The organism is Opitutaceae bacterium TAV5 (genome assembly GCA_000242935.3).
Lineage (GTDB): Bacteria > Verrucomicrobiota > Verrucomicrobiia > Opitutales > Opitutaceae > Geminisphaera.
Genome location: CP007053.1, coordinates 556,584 through 578,771 on the forward strand (window position 1 = coordinate 556,584; position 22,188 = coordinate 578,771).

13 protein-coding genes are annotated in these 22,188 nt (G+C 65.0%); 8 read left to right on the forward strand and 5 right to left on the reverse strand.

Annotation, left to right across the window (positions count from 1 at the left end):
• Nucleotides 1-62 precede the first annotated feature (62 nt).
• Both OPIT5_02910 and OPIT5_02915 read left to right on the forward strand, forming a co-directional pair.
• Nucleotides 63-3,572, forward strand: coding sequence for a hypothetical protein (locus tag OPIT5_02910; protein ID AHF89370.1), 3,510 nt, complete (start codon nucleotides 63-65; stop codon nucleotides 3,570-3,572).
• 37 nt (nucleotides 3,573-3,609) lie between these two features.
• Entirely contained in the window at nucleotides 3,610-5,613 is a 2,004-nt protein-coding gene (locus tag OPIT5_02915; GenBank protein AHF89371.1) for a sodium:solute symporter, read from the forward strand.
• A gap of 29 nt (nucleotides 5,614-5,642) precedes the next feature.
• On the opposite strand, the gene OPIT5_02920 is transcribed toward OPIT5_02915, so the two are convergent.
• Nucleotides 5,643-6,893, reverse strand: a complete 1,251-nt coding sequence (locus OPIT5_02920) for a hypothetical protein (GenBank protein AHF89372.1) — start codon at nucleotides 6,891-6,893, stop codon at nucleotides 5,643-5,645.
• 387 nt (nucleotides 6,894-7,280) lie between these two features.
• Nucleotides 7,281-9,815, reverse strand: a complete 2,535-nt coding sequence (locus tag OPIT5_02925) for a copper-exporting ATPase (protein AHF89373.1) — start codon at nucleotides 9,813-9,815, stop codon at nucleotides 7,281-7,283.
• 202 nt (nucleotides 9,816-10,017) lie between these two features.
• On the opposite strand from OPIT5_02925, the gene OPIT5_02930 reads away from it, so the two are divergent.
• The 4 genes from OPIT5_02930 to OPIT5_02945 all read left to right on the forward strand — a co-directional run bounded on the left by OPIT5_02930 (nucleotide 10,018) and on the right by OPIT5_02945 (nucleotide 14,434).
• Entirely contained in the window at nucleotides 10,018-10,182 is a 165-nt protein-coding gene (locus OPIT5_02930) for a 50S ribosomal protein L33 (protein AHF89374.1), read from the forward strand.
• Nucleotides 10,183-10,288: 106 nt separating this feature from the next.
• Nucleotides 10,289-10,825, forward strand: coding sequence for a carbonic anhydrase (locus OPIT5_02935; protein ID AHF89375.1), 537 nt, complete (start codon nucleotides 10,289-10,291; stop codon nucleotides 10,823-10,825).
• Between the two features lie 552 nt (nucleotides 10,826-11,377).
• Nucleotides 11,378-13,639 (forward strand): ribonucleoside triphosphate reductase, encoded by a 2,262-nt coding sequence (locus tag OPIT5_02940; GenBank protein AHF89376.1) that lies wholly within the window; start codon nucleotides 11,378-11,380, stop codon nucleotides 13,637-13,639.
• A 204-nt stretch (nucleotides 13,640-13,843) separates the two neighbouring features.
• The gene (locus OPIT5_02945; protein AHF89377.1) at nucleotides 13,844-14,434 is read left to right on the forward strand and encodes a pyruvate formate lyase-activating protein; all 591 of its coding nucleotides are present in this window, start codon (nucleotides 13,844-13,846) and stop codon (nucleotides 14,432-14,434) included.
• Nucleotides 14,435-14,933: 499 nt separating this feature from the next.
• Here OPIT5_02945 and OPIT5_02950 read toward each other — a convergent pair whose 3' ends face one another.
• Nucleotides 14,934-16,766 (reverse strand): phosphoenolpyruvate carboxykinase, encoded by a 1,833-nt coding sequence (locus tag OPIT5_02950; GenBank protein AHF89378.1) that lies wholly within the window; start codon nucleotides 16,764-16,766, stop codon nucleotides 14,934-14,936.
• A gap of 232 nt (nucleotides 16,767-16,998) precedes the next feature.
• Here OPIT5_02950 and OPIT5_02955 point away from each other — a divergent pair, with 232 nt between their 5' ends.
• Entirely contained in the window at nucleotides 16,999-17,745 is a 747-nt protein-coding gene (locus OPIT5_02955; protein AHF89379.1) for a transcriptional regulator, read from the forward strand.
• A gap of 74 nt (nucleotides 17,746-17,819) precedes the next feature.
• Nucleotides 17,820-18,806, forward strand: coding sequence for a hypothetical protein (locus OPIT5_02960; GenBank protein AHF89380.1), 987 nt, complete (start codon nucleotides 17,820-17,822; stop codon nucleotides 18,804-18,806).
• Here the strand turns inward: OPIT5_02960 and OPIT5_02965 are convergent.
• Entirely contained in the window at nucleotides 18,791-21,214 is a 2,424-nt protein-coding gene (locus tag OPIT5_02965) for an alpha-mannosidase (protein AHF89381.1), read from the reverse strand. The two genes, OPIT5_02960 and OPIT5_02965, sit on opposite strands and share 16 nt — an antisense overlap.
• Nucleotides 21,215-21,425: 211 nt before the next feature.
• The gene (locus tag OPIT5_02970; protein AHF89382.1) at nucleotides 21,426-22,184 is read right to left on the reverse strand and encodes an N-terminal cleavage protein; all 759 of its coding nucleotides are present in this window, start codon (nucleotides 22,182-22,184) and stop codon (nucleotides 21,426-21,428) included.
• Nucleotides 22,185-22,188: the final 4 nt, after the last annotated feature.

Genomic DNA, 22,188 nt, shown 5'->3' on the forward strand with positions numbered 1-22,188 from the left:
CACCCCGAAACCGCGACGCCTGCTCGCTTCTTTTCCTCGCCCGCCTCCACTCCCTTTTCGCCATGATCCACCCGAAGCCGCCGGCCTCGCCTGCCACTGCATTTGCCATCCTTCCCGCACTCGCGCTGCTCCTCATCGCCTGCTTCACGGCTATCGTCCGCGCCGCCGCCCCCACGCCCGCCGACACGCTTCTCATCGAACCCGAGACCTTCACCGCACTCGGCCCCTGGCAACGCACGGGAGACACCATCCAGTCCGCCAACATGCCTGCCGTCGCCTTCGCCGGCTTTCGCGTCGCCCAACCCGGCGACTACCAGGTCTGGACCCGCTCCCAGGATTTTCCCGCCAGCCAGCCCGGCACCCGCCGCTTCCGGATCAAAATCGACGAAACCCCGCTCGCCCGCGAATCCGGCGCGCACGGCCACGAAGGCTGGCACTGGGAACATGTCGGCTCCGCCCGCCTCGATGCCGGCACCCATCTCCTGGAAATCGACGACACCGCCCGCTTCTACGGACGGCTCGAGGCCATCCTCATCACGCGCACCGGTCTTGACCCCAACACCCAACCACGCGCCTCCCTCAACCGCTTTCACCACGATGTCATCCAGCCCACCCGCGTTGCCGCCGTTGATGACGCCGCCATCACTCCGCCCGCTCCCGATGCCATCCCGCTCGCCGAGCTCCGCAACGCCGACATCGTTATCCGCTTTCTCCCCGCACGCGCTGCCGACGGTTCCCCGCGCATCTGGCGAGAAACCGTCTTCCTGAACTCTCCCGCTTCTGCCAGCCCGCCGCCCTCCGCTCCGGTCACGTCAGTTGCCGCCGGCGTTGAACCGCTCCTGCTTCTCTCCCGCGATCCCTCCGTCGCGCCCGTTTCGTTCTCCGCCTGGTTCCCGAGCTGGCCCACGACGGCGCAAACCGACTGGGACCTCGAGGGCCGCCGGCTCCGCCGCCCCGCCGATGCCCGCGATCCTTTCGCCGCCGGCGACCTCACCTCGCTCCCCCCCGTCGCTCTCCGCGTCATCGACGCCTCCACTGTCGAGCTCACCTACCGCTCCGCCAGCACCTCCCTCGGCGCCGCCGCCCGCTGGACACTTCCCGCCGCCGGCCACATCGTCCGTGTCGAAACCAGCCTCACTGTCCCGGCCGACGCCTTTTATTCCCTCGCCTTCGGCGCCGGTCCCGCGTCCACCCGCGACAACATTACCGCCGTCCAGCTGCCCCCCCTCTATCAACTCCGCCGGCTCCCCGACGAGCCCGTCCTGATCACCTCGTCGTTCACCCCGCATCCCCTCGCCCTCATCGAAACCCGGTCCCGCGGCGCCACCGATCGCGCATCCCCCGTCACCACCGGCGTCATCGCCGATCCTGCCGCGCTTACCCGTGCCTGGCCTTCCCGCACCAATCCCACCCACGGTTTCTCTCTCGTCGGTCCGGCCGGCGAACCTCACCCCTTCGTTTTCAGCCCCGTCCTCGGCGGCGACGGCTCCCGCATCGCCCGCGGCCAGGCTGTCCACGCAGCCTGGCACATTGTCACGGCGCCTCTCCCCTGGTCCGATGTCATGCGCGAGTCCGACACCGCGCTGTATCAACTCGAAGACTACCGCGAACCCGTCTCCGCCTCGCTCTCCGTCCAGGCGCTCAACATCATCGACCTCATCGCCGATGACCGCGCCTCCGGCTGGGACCCGTTCCTCAAGGGTCCGGCCAATATCGAAAGCCCCGATACCGTCACCCACGCTGCGCCGCTCATGTATTTCTCCGCGGCACGGCTGACGCGGGATGCCGCATTTTACAAAAAACGCGCCCTTCCCACTCTGGAATACCTGCTCAGCCGCCCGGGCGCCCACTTCGCTCTCACCCACGAAGGCAATCTCTACGTCACCCGGGCCACCGCGAAGATTGATTTCAAAAACGTCTTTTTCGGCTCGGCCGTCTGGCAAGGCGTCGATGCGCTCCTCGGCGAGCTCAATCCCTGGCTCCGTGACTACGCCGCCGATAACGGCCGCCCCCTCCGCCCTCGCAACAACAGCGCCGAGCCCGAATGGTCCGGCCTGCTCGCCCTCTATCGGCAAACCCCCTCGCCTGAGCTCCTCGCCAAGGTCCGCTACGAAGCCAATTCCTGGATTCAGCGTGTCCAGACGCTCAACGCCGCCACGACCCGCGGCATTCAACCTTTCTACAATGTCAGCTTCTATCCCTACTGGTGGGACCTCCTCGATCTTTACGAGATCACCGACGACACCCGCTACCGCGACGCCGCCCGCCAGTTTGCCTGGCAAACCGTCGCCGGCATCTGGGTCACGCCCCCCGCCGCCCCGCCGCCCGCGACCGCCACGCTCTACCCCGGCGGACACATCACCGGTTCCTACTACATCTGGTGGCTCGGCAACGACCGCTTCCGCCTTGGCTGGCCCCCGCGAGCGGGCGACCGGAAACACCACGAAGCCCTCGTCCCCGTCGATCTCCCCGTTCCCGAAAAAACCGTCCCCGCGTGGGTTGTCTCGCCGGTCGGCCTCGGCCTCGAACAGCCCATCTCCTGGCTCACCGCTGCCCACCAGATGAGCAACATCCAGCTCTCCTCCTGGGCCGCCAATCTCCTCCGCCTTTCCGTCGCCACCGGCGATGATTACTGGCGCACGTTCGCGCGCAACTCCATCATCGGCCGCGGAGCCAGCTACCCCGGCTACTACCTCTCCGACTTCGTGGATTTCATGCACGATCCCGATTATCCGAAGAAAGGCCCTGACCTCACCTCCTTCTACTGGCACCATGTCCCCGTACACCTCGCCATGGTCGTCGATTATCTCGTCACCGACGCCGATACCCGCACCGGCGGCGCCATCCGTTTCCCCTACGCCAGGCAACAAGGCTACGTCTGGTTTTCCAACCGTATCTACGGCGGCCAACCCGGCCGCGTCCTCGACGACAACGCCTGCTGGCCCTGGCTCGATCGCCGCAGTTTCTCTGTCGATACACCCAAAGTCGACTACCTCGGCGCCCGCAGTCGCGACAAATTCCACGTCGTCCTCCTCAACCAGGCCCGGGGCTCCGCCACCGCCCGCATCTTCATCGACCCTGCCCGCACCGGTATCACTCCCGGCTCCACTCCCCGGCTCCGCACCACCACCGACTCCGCCGACACCGGCACACCGCTCGCTGCCGACGCCGACGGACGTTTCACCCTCCCGCTCGAACGCGGCGGCTGGGCCGTCCTCTCCTTCGATGCCCGTCCCGATGACGTCTGGCCCGCGCTTCCTCCCCTCGAAGCCCGGCCCGTCAAAATCACGCCGACCGACACCGCGTGGGGCGAAGGCCGCGCCTTCCGCATCCGCTCTCCATACGGCACCGACTCCCTCTATGTCGCCCTCTCCGGGCGCCCCGACGGCGGCAAGGTCACTCTCCTCCCCGACGACGACAGCACCGCCCCGGCGCAAGCCATCCGCTACCCCTACGAACTCAGCCAGGCCGACATTCCGCTCTCGCGCGACCTGCGTTTTCGCCTTCGCCTTGAACGCCCGGGCCAGCCCGCCACCGAAACGCCCCTGATCAGCCTCCCCGGCACAAAATAACATCTGCACCGGCGCCCCCCGACGCCTCCGCTCCTCCATGCATCTGACATCCCTCGACTGGTCCATCGTCGCCATCGCCGCGTTCGCGCTCGCCTTCATCGCGATCCGTATCCGCCGCTACACGCGCAGCGTCTCCGACTTTCTCGCCGCCAACCGGTGCGCGGGGCGTTACCTGCTCACGCTCTCCGAAGGCATCGCGGCCTTCGGCGTCACCAGTATCATCGCCAATTTCGAAAAATTCTACCAGGCCGGCTTCGCCGCCTACTGGTGGGGCATGATGCTCGCCCCCGTCGCCATGATCGTGGCGATGAGCGGCTGGGTCGCCTACCGGTTCCGGGAAACACGCGCGCTCACCATGGCGCAGTTTTTCGAGATGCGTTATTCGCGCCGCTTCCGCATTTTCGCCGGCGTCCTCACCTGGGTGTCAGGCATTCTCAACTACGGCGTGTTTCCCGGCATCGTCGCCAATTTTTTCATCCACTTCTGCGGACTGCCGCAAACCGTCACCATTGCCGGTGTCGAGGTGCGCACGCTGCTCATCGTCATGGCCATCTTCCTCGGCATGGCGCTCACGCTTGTCTTCGGCGGCGGCATGGTCGCCGTCATGGTCACGGACTTTTTCCAGGCGCAGTTTCTGAACATCGTGTTCCTCGTCCTGATGGGTGTCGTGTTTTACAAAGTCGGATGGGGCCACACCGTCGAGGCGCTGTCGGCCACCGCGCCCGGCAAGTCGCTGCTCGATCCCTTCGACCAGTCCAAAATCAGCGACTTCAACTTCTGGTTTTTCGCGATCTTCGCGTTCAAGGCGTTCTACAACTGCCTTGGCTGGCAAGGCACCAGCGGCTACAATGCCTCCGCGCGCACTCCCCACGAGGCCAAGATGGCCCGCGTCCTCGCCGAGTGGCGCAACGGCGTCTCCTACCTCATGCTCATGGTCCTGCCCATCGCCGCCTATGTGGTGATGCACCACGCCGGTTACGACGCCGCGCAACAAGCCGCCAAAACCTCGCTCGCCGCCATCGGCGACCCGCAAACCGCCACGCAAATGACCGTGCCTGTCACGCTCGTCGCGTTGCTTCCCGCCGGGGTGGTCGGCCTGCTTGCCGCCGCGATGGCCATGGCCGCCGTCGCCACCGATGATTCCTATCTGCATTCGTGGGGCTCGATTTTCGTCCAGGATGTCGTGCTCCCCTTCCGCCACGGCAAGCCACCGCTTTCGCAACGCGCCCACATTTTCCTGCTCCGCGCCTCGATCGTGTGTGTCGCCCTCTTCGCCTTTCTCTGGAGCGCATTTTTCCCGCTGCGCGACTATCTTTTCATGTATTTCCTGCTCACCGGGACCATCTACCTCGGCGGCTCCGGCGCCGTCATCATCGGCGGTCTGTACTGGAAACGCGGGACAACCGCCGGCGCGTACACGGCCATGATCTCCGGCTGCTCGGTGGCGATTGTCGGCATCTCGCTGCAAGCCGCATGGCCGCACATCCCGGCCCTCGTTGCTCTCACGCCGAAATTTCCGATCAACGGCGCCTGGCTGGCGATGATCGCCTACGCCACCAGCATCGTCAGCTACATCCTCGTCTCGCTCGCCACCTGCCGCGAGCCGGCGAACCTCGATCGCATCCTTCACCGCGGTCAATACGCGATTGCCAGCGAATCCCCCTCTTCACCGGATTCCGATGACCTGCCCCGCTGGAAACGGGTGCTCGGTTTCACGAAAAACTTCACGCGCGGCGACAACGCCATTTATTTTTTCAAACTCGGCTGGACCGCTTTCTGGACGCTGATTTTCGTCCTCGGCACCGTGCTCGGCCTCACCATCGGGTTCAGTAAAAACGCGTGGGCCGGTTTCTGGCTTTTCGTGATCATCGTCAGCGCCGTCGTCGGCGCAGGCACCGTGATCTGGTTTCTGTGGGGGGGCACCCGCGACCTCTTCGCTCTCGTCCGCCTCCTCCGCGAAAAGCAGCGCGATGCCACCGACGACGGCCAGGTGCATGAGACGGAAGAACCTCCCCCCCGGACGCACCCTCGCTCAAATTAAAGCGTGACCCGGTACTGCCACCCGCTCCCCTACACGAAGGCCGGTCGCGATCCGCCGGCCGGCGGCCCGGGAAACGGGTTCTCCGTAGACGGACGCACCGGGAAGGGGGCGACCGTGCCGCTGCGCGGAGACACAAAACCCGAACGGGGAGTGACCGGAAACGGCGTGCCCGATCCGGATCCATTCCGGCTCACGACCGCAGGCGCCGGCTCCGGACCCGGCAGCACAAAATCGCTTTCACGGAAATGATAGCCGCGAACGTGCGCGGCGGGTGCGTTGTCCACGATGTGATTGACCACACAGATGCCGCCGTCGGGAAACTGCACCCAGCCGGAATAACCCAGATCGGGCCGGGCACTCCGGTCGTAATCCAGCGGCATGATGCGCACCTGTGCATCCTCCGGCGCACCGAGACATGAATCGACATCGGTCAGCGCCACGAAAAGATTCTCCGGGTGCGGATTGGCTGTGCGGGTGGCCTGGCGGAACCGGTAGGCGATCATCACGCGGCCGCTTCGCAGGACTTGCCCCCTCGGACGATAACAACCCGGCAACGGAAACGACACCACCTCGCCCCATGTGATGCCACCGTCGCGGCTCACCGTGCGAAACGTCTCCCCATCCTTGCCCGATTCGTTGCGCAGAAAACACACGAGCTCTCCGCCGGGCAGCGGCATCACACTGCCCTCGCACAATTTCAGACCCGGCTCGTCCGCGATGACAAATGGTCCTTCCCACGTATGACCGCGGTTCTCCGAAATCCAGGCCTGCTGCATCCAGTGGCGACTCCCGTTTCCCATCGTGGCATGGGTGGTCGTCAGCCAGCGTCCGGCATGCGGTCCGGATGACAGTTCGACAATGTGATCCGGCAGGCTGCCGGTGACCGGCGTCTTGCGTGGCAGATCCCAGGTTTCACCGCTGTCGTTGCTGATGCAGATCCAGTTGCTCTGTTCACCGGGGATGGCCCCGTTCTGCCGGGGAGTGGACACGCGGTCCACGATCACCGCCAGACGTCCGTCCGAAAGCGCGGTGATGCGGGGGCAGCGCCAGGAGGGATCCCAGGCCGAACGGCACTCCTGCGCCGGAGTAACCGGCTTCCGCTCGCTCCAGGTGCGCCCCCGGTCATCGGATGTCACACACATGACACGCGTCGTACTTCGATCACCCGTTCCGGATTGTTCGGTCAGCACGCACACCAGGCGTCCGCTTCGGGCAATCGCTATATCAGGCCAGGTGAGCCGACGGGAGTCATCACGACATACGACGTTTTTATAGATCATAGGCAGGGTTGTGGCTACGGGGAAAAAGCGGAGAGGGAGGCGGTAACGGACGTTACGGCACAAGGGATACGGGCAGAGGAAGTAGTGCCCCGGAAACGGAATGCAAGACGTTTAATATGCTATTCCCGCTTTCAATGAAAGAACGTGTCTTCCGTCGACCATTCGTACGATTTTCCGGCGCGGCCACTTGTATCCGTTATTACACTACATGAGTGATTCCCGTGCTTTTGATTTTACACAAAGATCGCGAAGACCGCGAAGTTTCAGGAGCCAAACCCTTTGTGGCCTTTACGATCTTCGTATAAAAATCCGGAGGCTTCGTGACGCCGGTACTGCGCCGGGCGTCCGTCGCTCTCCTTCCCGGCAATGATTCCGGAAACGCTCGCGCTACGTTCGCAGGCGGCGGCGCAATCCGGCGGCAACGATCGCCAGCGTGGCCAGCGAGCTCAGCGGCATGAGCACGGCGGCGAACAGCGGATTCATGTGGCCCGTTGCGGCCAGCCCGACGGTGACGAGATTGTAGAGAACCATGAAGACCAGCAGCGCGAGATGCGTGCGATGGCGGGCTCCGTTCATTTCAAGCAGCGCCCGGATGCCTCCGATGCCGCGTCCCAGATAATAAAAATCCGCCTTCTGACCGAGCACGCCGCGGTGCACGACCGGCGTTCCCCGGCAAAGCGCGCGATCGAAAGCGAGGCTGTCGTTGGCTCCGTCACCGAGCATCAGCGTATCCGCAGGGGCATGATGCTCGACCCAGGCCGCCTTTTCCTCCGGAGAAAGCCCGCCGAGCACCGCGGTTTCTTTCGGGAGCCCGAGGTCGCGGGCGAGCGCGGCGACCTTTTCGGGACGATCGCCGCTCAGCACCGCGACGCCGAGGCCGCGCGCCCGGAGCGCCGCCAGTTCCTCGCGCGCATCGGCGCGGGCTTGATCGGCAAACCAGAACCGCGCCACCTCGCGCCCCGTCTTCGCCAGAATCACGTCAGCGCGGCCGGAAGCGGCAGCGGGCGCGCCGCCATGTGACGCCGCGTGCGCAGGCGGCAAACCGGGCGCCCGCCCGAGCGTCCATTCGCCCAGCACCATGCCTTGTCCGGTCACTTCGCGCACTTCGCCCGGCAGAGCATCCTGCCAGCCGCGCAGAAGCGCGGCTTCGTGAAGCGCCCGCCCGACGGGATGAAGATTGTCGCGCACCAGCGCGACGAGCGCGGCGCGGGCCTCGGCCGCCGTAATGCCGCCATCAGCGGCGGAGGCGGCGGTGGCGATCACGCCGTCTTTTTCCAGCGCATCGAGCGCCTCGGGGTTTTGCAGCACGGGCGTTTCGAGCGTCAGCGTGCCGGTTTTGTCGAAGGCGAGCATCCGCACACGCGAAAGCCGCGTCCATACATCGCGCTCCTTGATGAACACGCCGCGCCGCCGCAGCGCCACGGTGGCGATTTCTTCGGCCAGCGGGAACGCCAGCCCGAGCGCGCAGGGGCACGACACCACGAGAATCGCCACAACCACGGCTCCGGTCGCCGGGATGTCGCCGCCCGTGCGCCACCACCAGACCGCACCCGCCACGACCGCCGTGCCGATGATCGCGACGAGATAACCCTGGATGACGCGTTCGATCAGCCGGTCGCGCGCGGGAGCGCGTTCCGGTTGCTCCATCAGCCGGGCGAGCAGGGAGCCGGCCCAGTCCTGCACGGCAGCGAGCCGGATGCGCGCGCGACTCACACAGGTGGCGCCGGCCGGCACGCGTTGCCCCTGGCGAAACACCTGCGGCTCCGCCTCCCCCGTGATCCAGGCGAGGTTGAAGGTCGCCTCGTCCGCGAGCAGCCGCGCCTCCACCGGCACCACGTGTCCGGAGCCGATTTCAAGCGTGTCGCCAGCATGTAACGATTCCGGAGATACATCGGCAAGGGTGCCGTCGGCGCGCACCACGCTCACGCGGGCGGCCAGCGGCTGCTCACGCAGCAGACGCCGCTGGTTGCGCTCCACCGCCACGACCTGCGCCCAGCGCCCGATCAGCATCAGCAGGATAAAACCGCTCACGAAGTCGAAGTACTGGCACGCCGGATTGGCCGTCGCCCAGCCATACATCGAGCCCGCCCAGGAACCTGCGATGCCAAGGGCAATCGGCAGGTCGATATGCAGCATGCGCTCGCGCAGGGCATGCACCGCCCGTCGCAGGAAATACCCTCCGCCCGCCACCAGGCTCGCCGTGGCAAACAGCATCGAAAGTGTCTCGAACAGCCGCGTGTAGACCGCCCCCGCCTCCATCCCGAAGTACGCCGGCAAGGTGAAGAGCATGACGTTCATCGAGAACGCCGCGCACAGTCCCACGCGTTTGACCAGCCCCCGGCTCTCCGTCGCCGCCGGCCGGGTGAGATCGGCCGGACCAACGAGGTAGTTGAATTTTTGCAACACGCGGGCGAAGGCCGCAGCGTCAAACCCGCTCCGCGCACCCCGGCGACCGTCGCGCTCGCGCCCGGCGCCGCTCCCCCGCACCCAGCGCATCCGCCCCAAACCGGTTTGCGCGTTGATATCGATGCGTCCCGCTCCCGGCTGTTTCGCAAAAAGCCGTTCGATCAGCCACACGCATCCTGCACAGGAAATTCCCTGAATCGCGACAACCAGTTCGCAGACCTGCGCCGCCTCCGCGCGTTTGCCGCCGTCACCGGCCTGGCATTCCTCCGCCACCCGCTGCTCCTCGGCGAGCCAGGCAAAATCGCGCTCCGGCTGGAGAACCGCGTCGGCCGGCGTCGTGACAGCGTCCCTGATCTTGTAAAACGCATCGAGCCCCTCCTCGTGCACGAGCCGGTAAACGAACGCGCACCCCGCGCAGCAAAACCGCTCGCCCGGCGACACCGGCACGCCGCAATGCACGCAGACGGGCCGGGCAGCCCCTGACGATCGGGCCGCCCCGGCGCCTCCGGATGACAATCCGGAAGAGGGAGCCGATGAAGCGGAGGCGGTGGTAGTAGCAGCAGTTTTCATACGACAGGTCCGGGAGGCAGTCATCCAACCCGCTTCCGCCCTCCGCGCCAAGCTCCCTCGGCAAGTCGTGCCCCTTTTCGCTGCAACTTTGGGATTGCGCCGGGTGAGTCCGGTCCCGTTTAGTTTCCCCTTAACTCAATTCAACACCATGCAAGAACTCGTCACCCTGGAGTGCACCGAAGCCCGCAAGGAAGGTAAGCCGACCTCCCGCTATCTCACTTTCCGCAACAAGAAGACTGTCACCGAGCGCATCGAGAAGAAGAAGTACAATCCCTTCCTCAAGCGCCACACCGTCCACAAGGAAATCAAATAAGCGCCCGCACCCCCGCTTCATTCGCTCAGGCAGGGCCGATCCCGATCCGGGATCGGCCTTTTTGTTTTTGCCGGCCTGCCGCCGCCGTCGTGAGGATGCCTCCGACATGAATGTGCACGACCGCCTCGCCACCCACCTCGAACGTACCCCCGAAACCGCCGGCGCCCTGTGGATCGCCGCCAACGCCACCGTCACCGGCAACGTGACGCTCGGCGTGGACACCAGCATTTTCTACGGCGCCGTCCTCCGCGGCGATATCAACAGCATCGAGATCGGCGACGGCTCCAACATCCAGGACAACTGCATCGTCCACCTCTCCGACGACGCCGGGGTCAAGGTCGGCCGCTACTGCACGGTCGGCCACGCCGCCATCCTCCACGGCTGCACCATCGAGGACGAGGTGCTCGTCGGCATGGGCTCCATCATTCTCGACAAGGCCGTCATCGGCGCGCGCAGCCTTGTCGGCGCCGGCTCGCTCGTCACCCAGGGCTTCACCTGCCCGCCCGGCTCGCTCGTCCTCGGCCGCCCGGCAAAAGTCGTCCGCCCCCTCTCGCCCGACGAACAACTCTCCGGCCGCAAGCTCGCGGAAAAATACACCGAAGTCGCCCGCGCCCACGCCCGCAAGCAGGCCGCTTCCGGATGAGAAACCGGAGCGGCGGCATGGCAAGCTGTCGGCCTTCGGCCTCGGTACCTGCCGCTGCGACGAGGCGTGACAGCGCCTCGCCCCTTTGCATGACGGGAAAAACGGCATGCAATCGTGGTCTTTCCATGCCCGTGAGGCGTTTCCGATATCCGCTTGCTCCGTCCGGCAAAAGCAGCGGCAGGAATGCCGCCGCTCCCGCTCCGTTCCTAATACCCCACTCCATCCCGGTCTAATACCTCGCCACCACAATATCCAGGCCATTGACCGCAGGGAAACCACTACCCATAGCGTTACCCCGTTGTTTTTCATTTCTTCAGGAAGCCACCACGACCACCTCACCCCTCCACGGCGGACGGACCAGCCGCCATCCAGTCCATTCCTGTCCCGAACGCCCCCTCCCGGAGCGTTCCTTCGCAAAATCCGGATACCTGCCAGCCAAACTGTCGGCCGCTGACGCCGCCGCTTTGTCCGGCGGGAATCTGCCTCTCAAATTCGTCAATTCACTGCCAATTCCGGCGCCACTCACCCACCACAATCCATTCCCATCGCACCATGTCCCTTCACCTGCCCACGCCCGCCCAGGACCTCGCCGCCTTCCTCCGCAATGCCGCCCCCGGCCTCCCCGCCCAGGTCCGCAAGCGCGACGGCCGGCTCGTCGTCTTCGATGCCAAACGCATCACCCGCGCGCTCGCGCGCGCCGGCGCCGCCACCGGTGAATACGACGACGCCATGGCTCACCGCCTCACCCTCCGCGTCATCAATCTCCTCCTCGCGACCGTTGCCGAAACCACCCCGACCGTCGAACAGATCCAGGACGTCATCGAGGAGTTCCTGCTCGACTCTCCCTTCCGCAAGACCGCCCGCGCCCTCATCGTTTACCGCGACCAGCACAAACGCCTGCGCGAAGTCACCGCCCGCCAGGATGTCGCCCTCATCGACGGCTATCTCAAGCAGCTCGACTGGCAGGTGCGCGAGAACAGCAACATGAGCTACTCGCTCCAGGGGCTGAACAACTACCTCTCCTCCGCCGTCTCCAAGACCTACTGGCTCAACGCCATCTACCCGCCCGAGATCCGCGCCGCCCACGAAAACGGCGACGTCCACCTCCACGATCTCAACCAGCTCTCCGTCTACTGCGTCGGCTGGGATCTCCACGACCTCCTCCTCCAGGGTTTCTGCGGCGTCTCCGGCAAGCTCGAATCACGCCCGGCCAAACACCTCCGCACCGCGCTCGGCCAGATCATCAACTTCTTCTACACGCTCCAGGGCGAAGCCGCCGGCGCGCAGGCCTTTTCCAGTTTCGACACCCTGCTCGCCCCCTTCATCCGCTTCGACAAGCTCACCTACGACCAGGTCAAGCAGTCGCTCCAGGAATTTTTGTTCAACATCAACGTCCCCACGCGCGTCGGCTTCCAGACTCCCTTCACCAACGTCACGCTCGATCTCGTGTGCCCCAAACACATGACCGACGAACCCGTTGTCCACGGCGGCATCCACCGCGAGGAAACCTACGGCCAGTTCCAGGAAGAGATGAACCTCTTCAACCGCGCCTTCTTCGAAGTCATGAGCGAAGGCGACGCCAAGGGCCGCGTCATGACATTCCCGATACCGACCATCAACCTCACTCCCGACTTCGACTGGGACAGCCCGCACCTCGAAGGGCTCTGGGAGATGACCGGCCGCTACGGCATCCCGTATTTTTCCAACTTCATCAACTCCGACATGAAGCCCGAGGACGCGCGCTCCATGTGCTGCCGCCTCCGCATCGACAACACCCAGCTCGAGAAACGCGGCGGCGGCCTCTTCGGCGCGCATCCGCTCACCGGCTCCGTCGGCGTCGTCACGATCAACCTCCCCCGCCTCGGTTACCTCGCCAGCGAAGATCACCCGTCCACGCCCGGCGAGGATGCGCCGCTCGCCGCCCGCGAGGAGGCCTTCCGCGTCCGCCTCGCCGCGCTCATGGACCTCTCCCGCGAGAGTCTCGAAATCAAACGGAAGCTCCTCGAACGCCTCACCTCCGCCGGTCTCTACCCGTACACCACGCACTACCTCCGTCACATGAAGGAGCGTTTCGATGCGTACTGGAAAAACCACTTTTCCACCATTGGCCTCGTCGGCATGAACGAAGCCTGCACCAACCTCGGCTTCGGCGGCATCGACACCTCCGAAGGCCGCGCCTTCGCCCTGCGCACGCTCGACTACATGCGCGACCGCCTCGTCGCCTACCAGCGCGAGACCGGCAACCACTACAACCTCGAAGCCACGCCCGCCGAAGGCACCAGCTACCGCCTCGCCAAAAAGGACAAGGAAGTCTTCCCGGCCATGCTCGCCGCCAACGAGGAAGATCTCATGCACGGCGCCAAACCGTACTACACCAACTCCACGCACCTCCCCGTGCAGGCCACGGACGACCTTTTCGAGGCGCTCGAACATCAGGACGACCTGCAAACCCGCTACACCGGCGGCACCGTCCTGCACCTCTTCCTCGGCGAGCGCATCGCCGATCCGAAGACCGTAAAAAACCTCGTCCGCCGCATCGCGGAAACGCATCGCCTGCCCTACTTCTCGCTCACGCCCACTTTCAGCGTGTGCCCGGATCACGGTTACATTTCGGGCGAGCACCACACCTGCCCGAAGTGCGGCAAAAAGACCGAAGTGTACTCGCGGGTCGTCGGCTACCTGCGCCCCATCCAGCAATGGAACGAAGGCAAGCAGGCCGAGTTCGGCCGCCGCCGCGTCTACAAGGTGCCGGTTGCCGCGGCGACCGCCGCGGCAAATCAGGAATTAATAATGAAGAACCAAGAGAGATTCTAAAAATCAATTTTTGACCACGGATTACACGGATTATCACGGACAAGAAAGAGGCTGAACCGGGGTTGATTTTATCCGTGCCCATCCGTGTAATCCGTGGTCAAGGTTTGGACGATCCGGTTTTGGCTGCGCCACTCCGTGCTCTCCGTGGTTAATTTTAGAAGTTCCCTTAAAAATTAATTCCTGATTGCCAGTTCTGCATTTCCCATGCGCATCGGCGGCTACGTTCCCTGTTCCCTGAGCGACTTCCCCGGCCGCATCGCTGCCGTCGTGTTCACGCAAGGCTGCAACTGGCGCTGCCCCTGGTGCCACAACACGGCGCTCGTGTACCCGGAACAGTTCACGCCTCCGATCCCCGAAGCCGACATTTTCGCGCGCCTCGCCACCCGCCGCGGCAAACTCGACGGCGTGGTCATCAGTGGCGGCGAGCCCACGCTTCACCCCGACCTGCCCGATTTCATCCGCCGCATCCGCGCGCTCGGGTTTCAGGTCAAGCTCGACACCAACGGCAGCCGCCCTGGCGTCATCCGTTCGCTCATCGCCGAAGGACTCCTCGACTTCGTGGCCACGGACATCAAGGCGCCCTGGCCACGCTACGCCGAGGCGGCCGGACTTCCCGCTCCCGCCTTCGACACCGATGCGCTTCGGGAAACCCTCGCCCTGCTGCGGGAAACCGGCATCGAACACCAGCTTCGCACCACCCGCTGGCCCGGCCTCGGCGAGGCGGACGAGCCGCTCATCGAAGCCATTGCCGCCGGTTCACCGCACGTGTGGCAAGAGTACCGCGAGCCGACATAAGCGACCGGGAGTGGCGCGGAGGGGCGACGTCCCCGTCGCCCGACGCGCGTCAGCGCGCCCTGCATTTGATTTCGATCTGGCGGGACTGTCTGTCCCGTCCGGCGACGAGGACGTCGCCGCTCCGTGCGGGCGGGACGCCCGCGCCACGCCGGAATCGTTCTCGTACTCTTTCTCGTTCTCTTTCTCCGGTCCGGGTTCGTTCTCCTTCTCTTTCTCCTGATCGTTCTCCTGCTCCGGCACTCGCACGACGCACGCACGGCGCGCCGCAGCACGAGTGCGAGAAAGAGAAGGAGTACGAGAAAGAGTACGATCCGGAGAAAGAGTGAGAGAACGAGAAAGAGTAAGAGTGGGAGCGGGCGGGACGCCCGCACCACTTTCAGCAGGATGCCATCGTGGGTCGCGTTTCCCCTGCATTCTCCGCATTCCCTCCACCACAAAAAAAGCGGACCGGAAAAACTCCGGTCCGCTGCGCTATGAATCAACTTGCAGGGGAAATCGGTCAGCCGAGACGGGCCTTGAGAGCCTCGCGCTCTGCCTTGAGTTCGGCCGGGAGCTTGGTTCCGACCTTGGCAAAGAAGCCGGCCTGGTCCTCGACCTCGGCCTTCCACTTGGCGACGTCAACGGCCTGGAGCTCGTCGAACTTCGCTTTCGGGAAGTCCGCGCCGTCCCAGTCGATGTCGTCGTAGGTGGGCTGGAAGCCGATGGCGCTCTCGGTGGCCTTCGCGCAGTCGCAGCCGTTGGCGCGACCGACGATCCACTTGAGGACGCGAGCGTTCTCGCCGAAGCCGGGCCACATGAACTTGCCGTTGGCGTCCTTGCGGAACCAGTTGACGTGGAACACGGCGGGCATCTTCGCTTTCTTCGCCATGTTGAGCCAGTGCTGGAAGTAGTCGCCGATGTGGTAGCCGCAGAAGGGCAGCATGGCCATCGGGTCGCGGCGCACCTGGCCGACGGTGCCGGCGGCGGCGGCGGTCATCTCGGAGCCCATCGTCGCGGCGATGTAGACGCCCTGCGGCCAGCTCTTGGCCTGATAGATGAGCGGCATCGTATCGGGACGGCGGCCGCCGAAGATGAAGGCGCTGATCGGCACGCCGGCGGGATCTTCCCAGGCGGGGTCGATCGTCGGGCACTGCGAGGCGGGCGCGGTGAAGCGGGCGTTCGGGTGAGCGGCCTTGGCGCCGGTCTCCTTGGCGATCGCGGGCGTCCACTTGTTGCCCTTCCAGTCGATGAGCTCGGCCGGGGGCGTGTCGGTCATGCCTTCCCACCACACGCCGCCTTCGGGTGTGAGCGCGACGTTGGTGAAGATGGTGTTCTTCGCCAGCGAGGCCATCGCATTGGGGTTGGTCTTGACGGAGGTGCCGGGAGCCACGCCGAAGAAGCCGGCCTCGGGATTGATGGCGCGGAGCACGCCCTCCTTGTCGGGCTTGATCCAGGCGATGTCGTCGCCGACGGTCCACACCTTCCAGCCCTTCTTGAGCAGGGCATCGGGCGGGATGAGCATGGCAAAGTTGGTCTTGCCGCAGGCCGACGGGAAGGCGGCGCTGACGTAGGTGCGGTCACCCTTCGGGCTTTCGACACCGAGGATGAGCATGTGCTCGGCCATCCAGCCTTCGTCGCGGGCCATGTTGGAGGCGATGCGGAGCGCGAAACACTTCTTGCCGAGGAGGGCGTTGCCTCCGTATCCGGAACCGAAGGACCAGATCTCGCGGGTCTCGGGGAAGTGAACGATGTACTTCTCCTTGTTGCAGGGCCAGAGAACGTCTTTCTGGCCGGCCGCGAGCGGAGCGCCGACGGAATGCAGGCAGGGGACGAAGGGCTTTTCGTTCTTGTCGATCTCCTTGAACACGGCCTGGCCGATGCGGGCCATGATGCGCATGTTGGTGACGACGTAGGCCGAGTCGGTCAGCTCGACGCCCACCTGGGCGATCGGGGAGCCGATCGGGCCCATGCTGTAGGGGAGCACGTACATGGTGCGGCCCTTCATGGAACCCTTGAAGAGGCCCTCCAGCTTGGTGCGCATCTCGACGGGATCGGCCCAGTTGTTGGTCGGTCCGGCATCGTCCTTGGACTTCGAGCAGATGAAAGTCCGCTCCTCGACGCGGGCAACGTCACCGGCATCCGAACGGGCATAGTAGCAACCGGGCCAGAGTTTTTCGTTGAGCTTGATGAAGGTGCCGGCCTTGACGAGGGCACCGCAAAGGGCGTCGTTTTCTTCCTGAGAACCGTCGACCCAGTGGATCGCGGCGGGCTGAGTCAGGTCAGCCATCTTTTTCACCCAGTCGAGCAGGGCAGGATTGGTGCTGAGGGGCACAGATGGGTCGCGTGTGGTCATGACTGTCGCAGTGTGTGACATAGGAGTTATGAGTAAACCGGAAAGCAGGTCCCCCCGACTTCCTGTTATTTAACCATCCCTGCGCAGAATTTGTGAAGTAGGCCTGGAGTATGAATGGAATGCCGCCGGAGCATTAGCCGGACTGTTTTGACAGGTATTCCGTCCGGGCGGGGCGGGGCCGCTGTTTTTTGATTGGATGCCGGGTATTTGGTGGCATGAACGTCGGGCTTTCATGGCGCCACCCATTCTGATCATCGAAGACGAGCCCGCCATCGCCGACACCTTGCTCTACGCGCTTTCTGCGGAAGGTTTCCGGCCCCACTGGGCGGCCACGGGCCAGGACGCGCGCGCCCGCCTCGTCCGCGAGCCGTTCGCCCTCGTCATTCTCGATGTGGGCCTGCCGGACATCAGCGGCTTCGAGCTGTGCAAACAGATCCGCCAGACGTCCTCCGTGCCGATCCTCTTCCTCACCGCCCGCAACGGCGAAATCGACCGGGTGGTCGGCCTGGAAATCGGGGGCGACGACTACGTGACCAAGCCGTTCAGCCCGCGCGAGGTCGCGGCGCGGGTGAAGGCGATCCTCCGGCGAAGCGTCACCCTCCCCCCGCCCCCCCTGCCCTCTCCGCCGGCGGCTGCCGCCAGTGATGCCGGAACGCAGGCCGCGCCCGCAACCGGTTCAAACCATCCGGCCGGGTTCACGGTCGACGAAACGCGCTTCTGTATCCGCTTCCACAATACTCCGCTGGAGCTGACCCGGATCGAATTCCGGCTGCTGAAGGTGCTGCTCTCGCAACCGGGGCGCGTTTTCTCGCGCGAGCAGCTTCTCGCCGCCGCCTGGGACGAACCCGAGGCCAGCCTCGACCGCACCGTGGACGCCCACGTAAAATCCCTGCGCTTCAAGCTCCGCGCCGTCCGTTCCGACGCCGACCCGATCCAGACCCATCGCGGTCTCGGTTATTCGTTGCGCGAGGGAGGTTAGGGCACAGGTGAGCCGTGCGCCTTGCCTGGAAGCGGCAAAGCGGTATGCTCTTATCGTTTCCGTTGTTGCCTTTCATGATCCTTTTCCTCCCACGCTGTGTTTCATTTGCCCTGGTTCTGGTCACACTCGGCCAGGTTGCTGCGCCGTCTGCCCGGGCCGCGGAACCGGAACCGTCCGGCGCCGGGAAAAGCGCGCAGCCTGAACCCGCGGGCACAGCCGCGGCAAGAACCGTGGTCGTCACGGAAAACAACACAGCCGGAAGCAGCGAGACACCGGTGGAGCGCATCCGGAGCGGCGAGGAGTTTTATTTCAAGGTGAAATGGGGTCCGCTGGGCACAGCCGGCGATGTGGCCGTGTCCGCGCAGGACGAAGTGCTGGAAGGATTGCCGCAAACGCGGATCAAGGTCGTGACCGCATCGCGCGGGCTGGTGCGCACCCTGTACGCCTTTGACGGAGAAGCGGAATCGGTGATCGACCCGCGCGACGGACGCCTGCTCATGGCGAAAGCCACGACCCGCTCCCGCAAGCAGAACACGAGCATGACCCTCTTTTTCGACTACGCGGCCAACGAAGCCGACTACACGGACAACGTGCGTCCGGAACGCAGCACGCATATCCCGCTGCCGGAAGGCCAGCCGATGGAGTTCATCACCGCGCTGATCCAGGCGCGCGGCTGGAATCCGCAACCGGGAGACACGCGGGTCATCAACGTGATTTTCGACAACCACATTTATCCGCTGACGCTGCATGCGATGGGTTACGAAAAAATCGCCACCGCGACAGCAGGCGAACAGGAAGCCCTGCTGGTGATCCCGAAAATGGAGACCAATCCGCGCGGGATTTTCAAACGCGGCGGGAGCATCCGCGTATGGCTGGCACGCGACGAGCAGCGGTTGCCGGTGCGCTTCGAAGTCAAGGTGGCCGTCGGCACGGCAGTCGGCCTGCTCACGCGCTACCGGCCGCCGGATGAGGCCGCCGGGACGGGGACGAAGGCCGACGAACCGGCGGAAACGTCCCGGGAGCCGGAAAAGGCCGCTGACAACCGTCAGGCCGACGGATGAGTGCTCCGGAATAGCAATGTCAGAATCCGGTGTCCCGATACGCGTCCGGTCCATGCGCCGGCGACTTCCTTCCATTCCCCCGTGCGCCGGCCCAGGGCATCGGCAGTCGCCCATTGCCCGATCTTTCCGGGGAGACGGAGCCTCACCCCGGCATCCGTTCCTGCCATTTCCACCAGACGGACGGCAACAGATCCGGCCGGATCATCCGCCTGGCACAGGGACGTGACCTGCACGGAAGCACTGTCGGCCCCCTCCGGCACAAAACCGTCCCGGTTTTCCTGCACGCGGGCGAGCGGCAGAAGCGGCGAGTTGAAATCCGCGCCGGCCCGCACCAGCTCCGCCGTGGCGGGTCCGGCGTGCGCCTGCACGGCGTAGTGGAATTCGTGTGGCACGCCGTCCGCGTACGACAGTTCGCTCGGCGCCTTGTAGTCCATCGCCACCGAACGGAAAAGCGACATGAGGATCGCACCGTCGTCCACCGCATGGCCGGCCGTTCCCCGGTTGAGCACCGCCAGACCGGCCCCGTTGCCGCCGGGCATGCACAGGTCAACGAAACGCTGGGCCGCATGTTCTCCCGGACCGCGCCCCACCACGCCAAACGGCACCTCGAAACGCGCCTCGCCCTCCGTAAACGGCGTGCCGAACACCGCCCGCAGCCGGAAATTTTTCCCGCGCGGGACGAGCCGCGTCCGATACTCGATCCGCGGCAACGCCGCGCACAGCCGCACCGTCGTGACAAACTCCGCCGACTGACGCCAGAAAACGACCCGCCCGCGCTGCTCGAACACCAGCGCTTCCGGCCCGGCAAACAACACCCGCACCTCCGTGATGGCAGGCCGGAACGGTCCGCAGGTAACGATGTCGTCGCGCGACCCGCGCTCCAGCGGATCGGGTTTGTTCTGCGTGAGCGACGATTCGAACCCGCCGCCGTTCAACGGCCCCTCGTGGTTGAGCCACAGGTCGCCACTATCGGGCACCATGGCGATGCTGCCGAACGGCCCCGGCCGCGAAGACACGCACTCCACGCCCGACTGCGCCTCGATCAGGCTGGCGATGTATCCGTGCGGGTCGAAGCGCGCCCGGTAATGCGGCGTCACGAATTCCTCCGGCAACCTTCCGCCAGGTCCGCCCGCCAGGGACGTTGCCGCGCCCGCCGCGGCTTCGCCATGCGCGGGCAACTCCAGCAACGCCGGCCGTGCCCCGCCGCCGGAGCGGTCCCCGATCCATGCCGTGCGCGCAAAGCTGCAACCGTTGAACCAGCCCGCGACAGCGGCACCTCCGCCTGCCGCCGCCTCCGCATCCACTCCGCCGATACGCGACTCCATTCCGGCGAGGCCGCGTTCCAGTCCGGCAAACTCGTCGAGGGCATCCTGCAAGGCCCCGTCGGCGATCGTACCGCAAATCGTGTCATGGAATTGCTGTTTGAGGAGCAGTTTCCACAGCGGATCAAAATCGGTCTTCCGGCCGCGCAGCGCCGCCAGTTTTTCCAGTGCCAGCAGGCGCTCCGTGCAGGCGCGGTTGGCGAGCTTCAGGCGGATGTTGCTCGTGAAGGCGCCGGTGAGGGCGCTGTTGAACTCGCCCTCCACGACGGGCAACGCCGCCTCGCCTGCCGTCGCCCGCGCCTCGAAAAACGCTTCGAGCGAACTGAATTTCACTGGCAGGCCGGCTTCACGCAGTTTTCCGGCCACGGCCGGACCGCTGGCCTGCGGAAACGCCATGTCCCCGCCGTTGCAAACGAGCTGGTCACTTTCCGCCCCGCGCGCCGAGTAGCTGTCGAGCTGTGCCACCAGCTCGGCCAGACTGCCGGCGCTGGTATTGGAAAAACGGAGTTCCTCCGCATTGATCGCGGCCGCCCCGGTCGGAAACCGCAAGTTTGCATAGCCGCGCGCCAGCCACCGGGCGGGCACCTCGCTCCCGTCGAGGCCGCGCCAGACAAAATCCGCCTGCTGCACCTCCGGCCGCATGCAGCGCCAGAAAACGTATCTGGAATAGCCGGACTCCCGCGCCAGTTGCGGCATCTGCGGAGGATGTCCCCAGCAATCGGCGATCCAGCACACGCGCGGTTCGCCGCCCAGTTTTTCGGCGATCCATGCCTTGCCGATCCGCACCTGCCGGAGCAGTGACTCGCCGTCGGGCAGATTGAGATCGGGCACCGTCCACATCCCCGGCGCGACCGTCAGCCGGCCCGCGTCGTAAAACCGTTTCAGGGCGAACCGCCGGTCAGTGCGTTTTTCCCAGTACCAGTCGAGCAGGTAAACCTGCTCGATCATGAACGTGTAGTCCGGCTCCGCGGTCAGGATGCGCAAGGCCTCGTCGATGATCTTCTCGCAGTCGGCCAGGTACTCGTCGCACCGTCTCAGGTAGGCGATGTCGTGATGAAACGTGGGTAACAGGTGGAGCGTGCGCATGGCAGCAGTCTGTTCGTGCAAATTCCCCGGCAGTTGTCAGGACAATTCGCAGGTACGATCCGGAAGCCCGCACGATTCCAGGGCAGTCGGGACAGGGTGACCGTCAGCGGACATCGTCGAGATCCTCCCGGGCAAAACCGCCGGACAACCCGATGGAATGGCGGAGTTTTCAGGCTGTAGCGCGCCGACAGCGGCGCGCCAGCCCCCATCGTTATTCGACGAGGAGATTGCTGTACTTCAGTTCGCCGATTTTTTTCACGGCCACGTGACCGTCGACAAAGAGGAATTTGGCGGCGGTGTTGCCGCGCACGCGCCAGCGGATGTAGCCCGTTTTGTTGTTGTCTTTGGTCAATCCGGCAGAGGCGGGGACCGGGTCGTCGGGATTGCCGCTGTAATCGGCCAGCCGGGTCGTGCTGATTTTAACGCCGCCTACCGTGCCGATGCTGGCTCCCGCCCCGCCTCCGTCGGCCTGGGAACCGTCCATGATGATGGCCAGGCGCGCGGGGTCGGTGATGGAACCCAGCTTTACTTGCGGCGTTGCCGGAGGGTTTCCGCTCGTGGAAGGCATCAGCCCGCCATGCGCCGAGAAATGCAAACTGCCGCCGGGCACCGTGGCCGACGGGTCTTTGAAAACGTCGTTGTAATGATTCAGCGACGAGTCGCTGCCGTGGTAGGTTTGGCGGGTGTTGTCGAGGTAGCCGGAGAGGGTAAGCGCGAAGACGGTGTTTTGTCCGCCCGCGCCCGAGAGATAGGAATACGGCAACTGGTCCCGGTTGTTGGCGGCATAGAGGGTGAGGGCCGCGCCGATTTGCCGGAGGTTGGAGATGCCTTTGGCTATCTTTGCCGATTCCCGCACCTTCGAGACGACCGGCAGGATGATCGCCGCCAGGATACCGATAATGACAATGACCGTGAGGAGTTCGACCAGGGTAAAGGCTCCGCGCCGTTTTTTCGTGTAGTTTATGCTCATGACA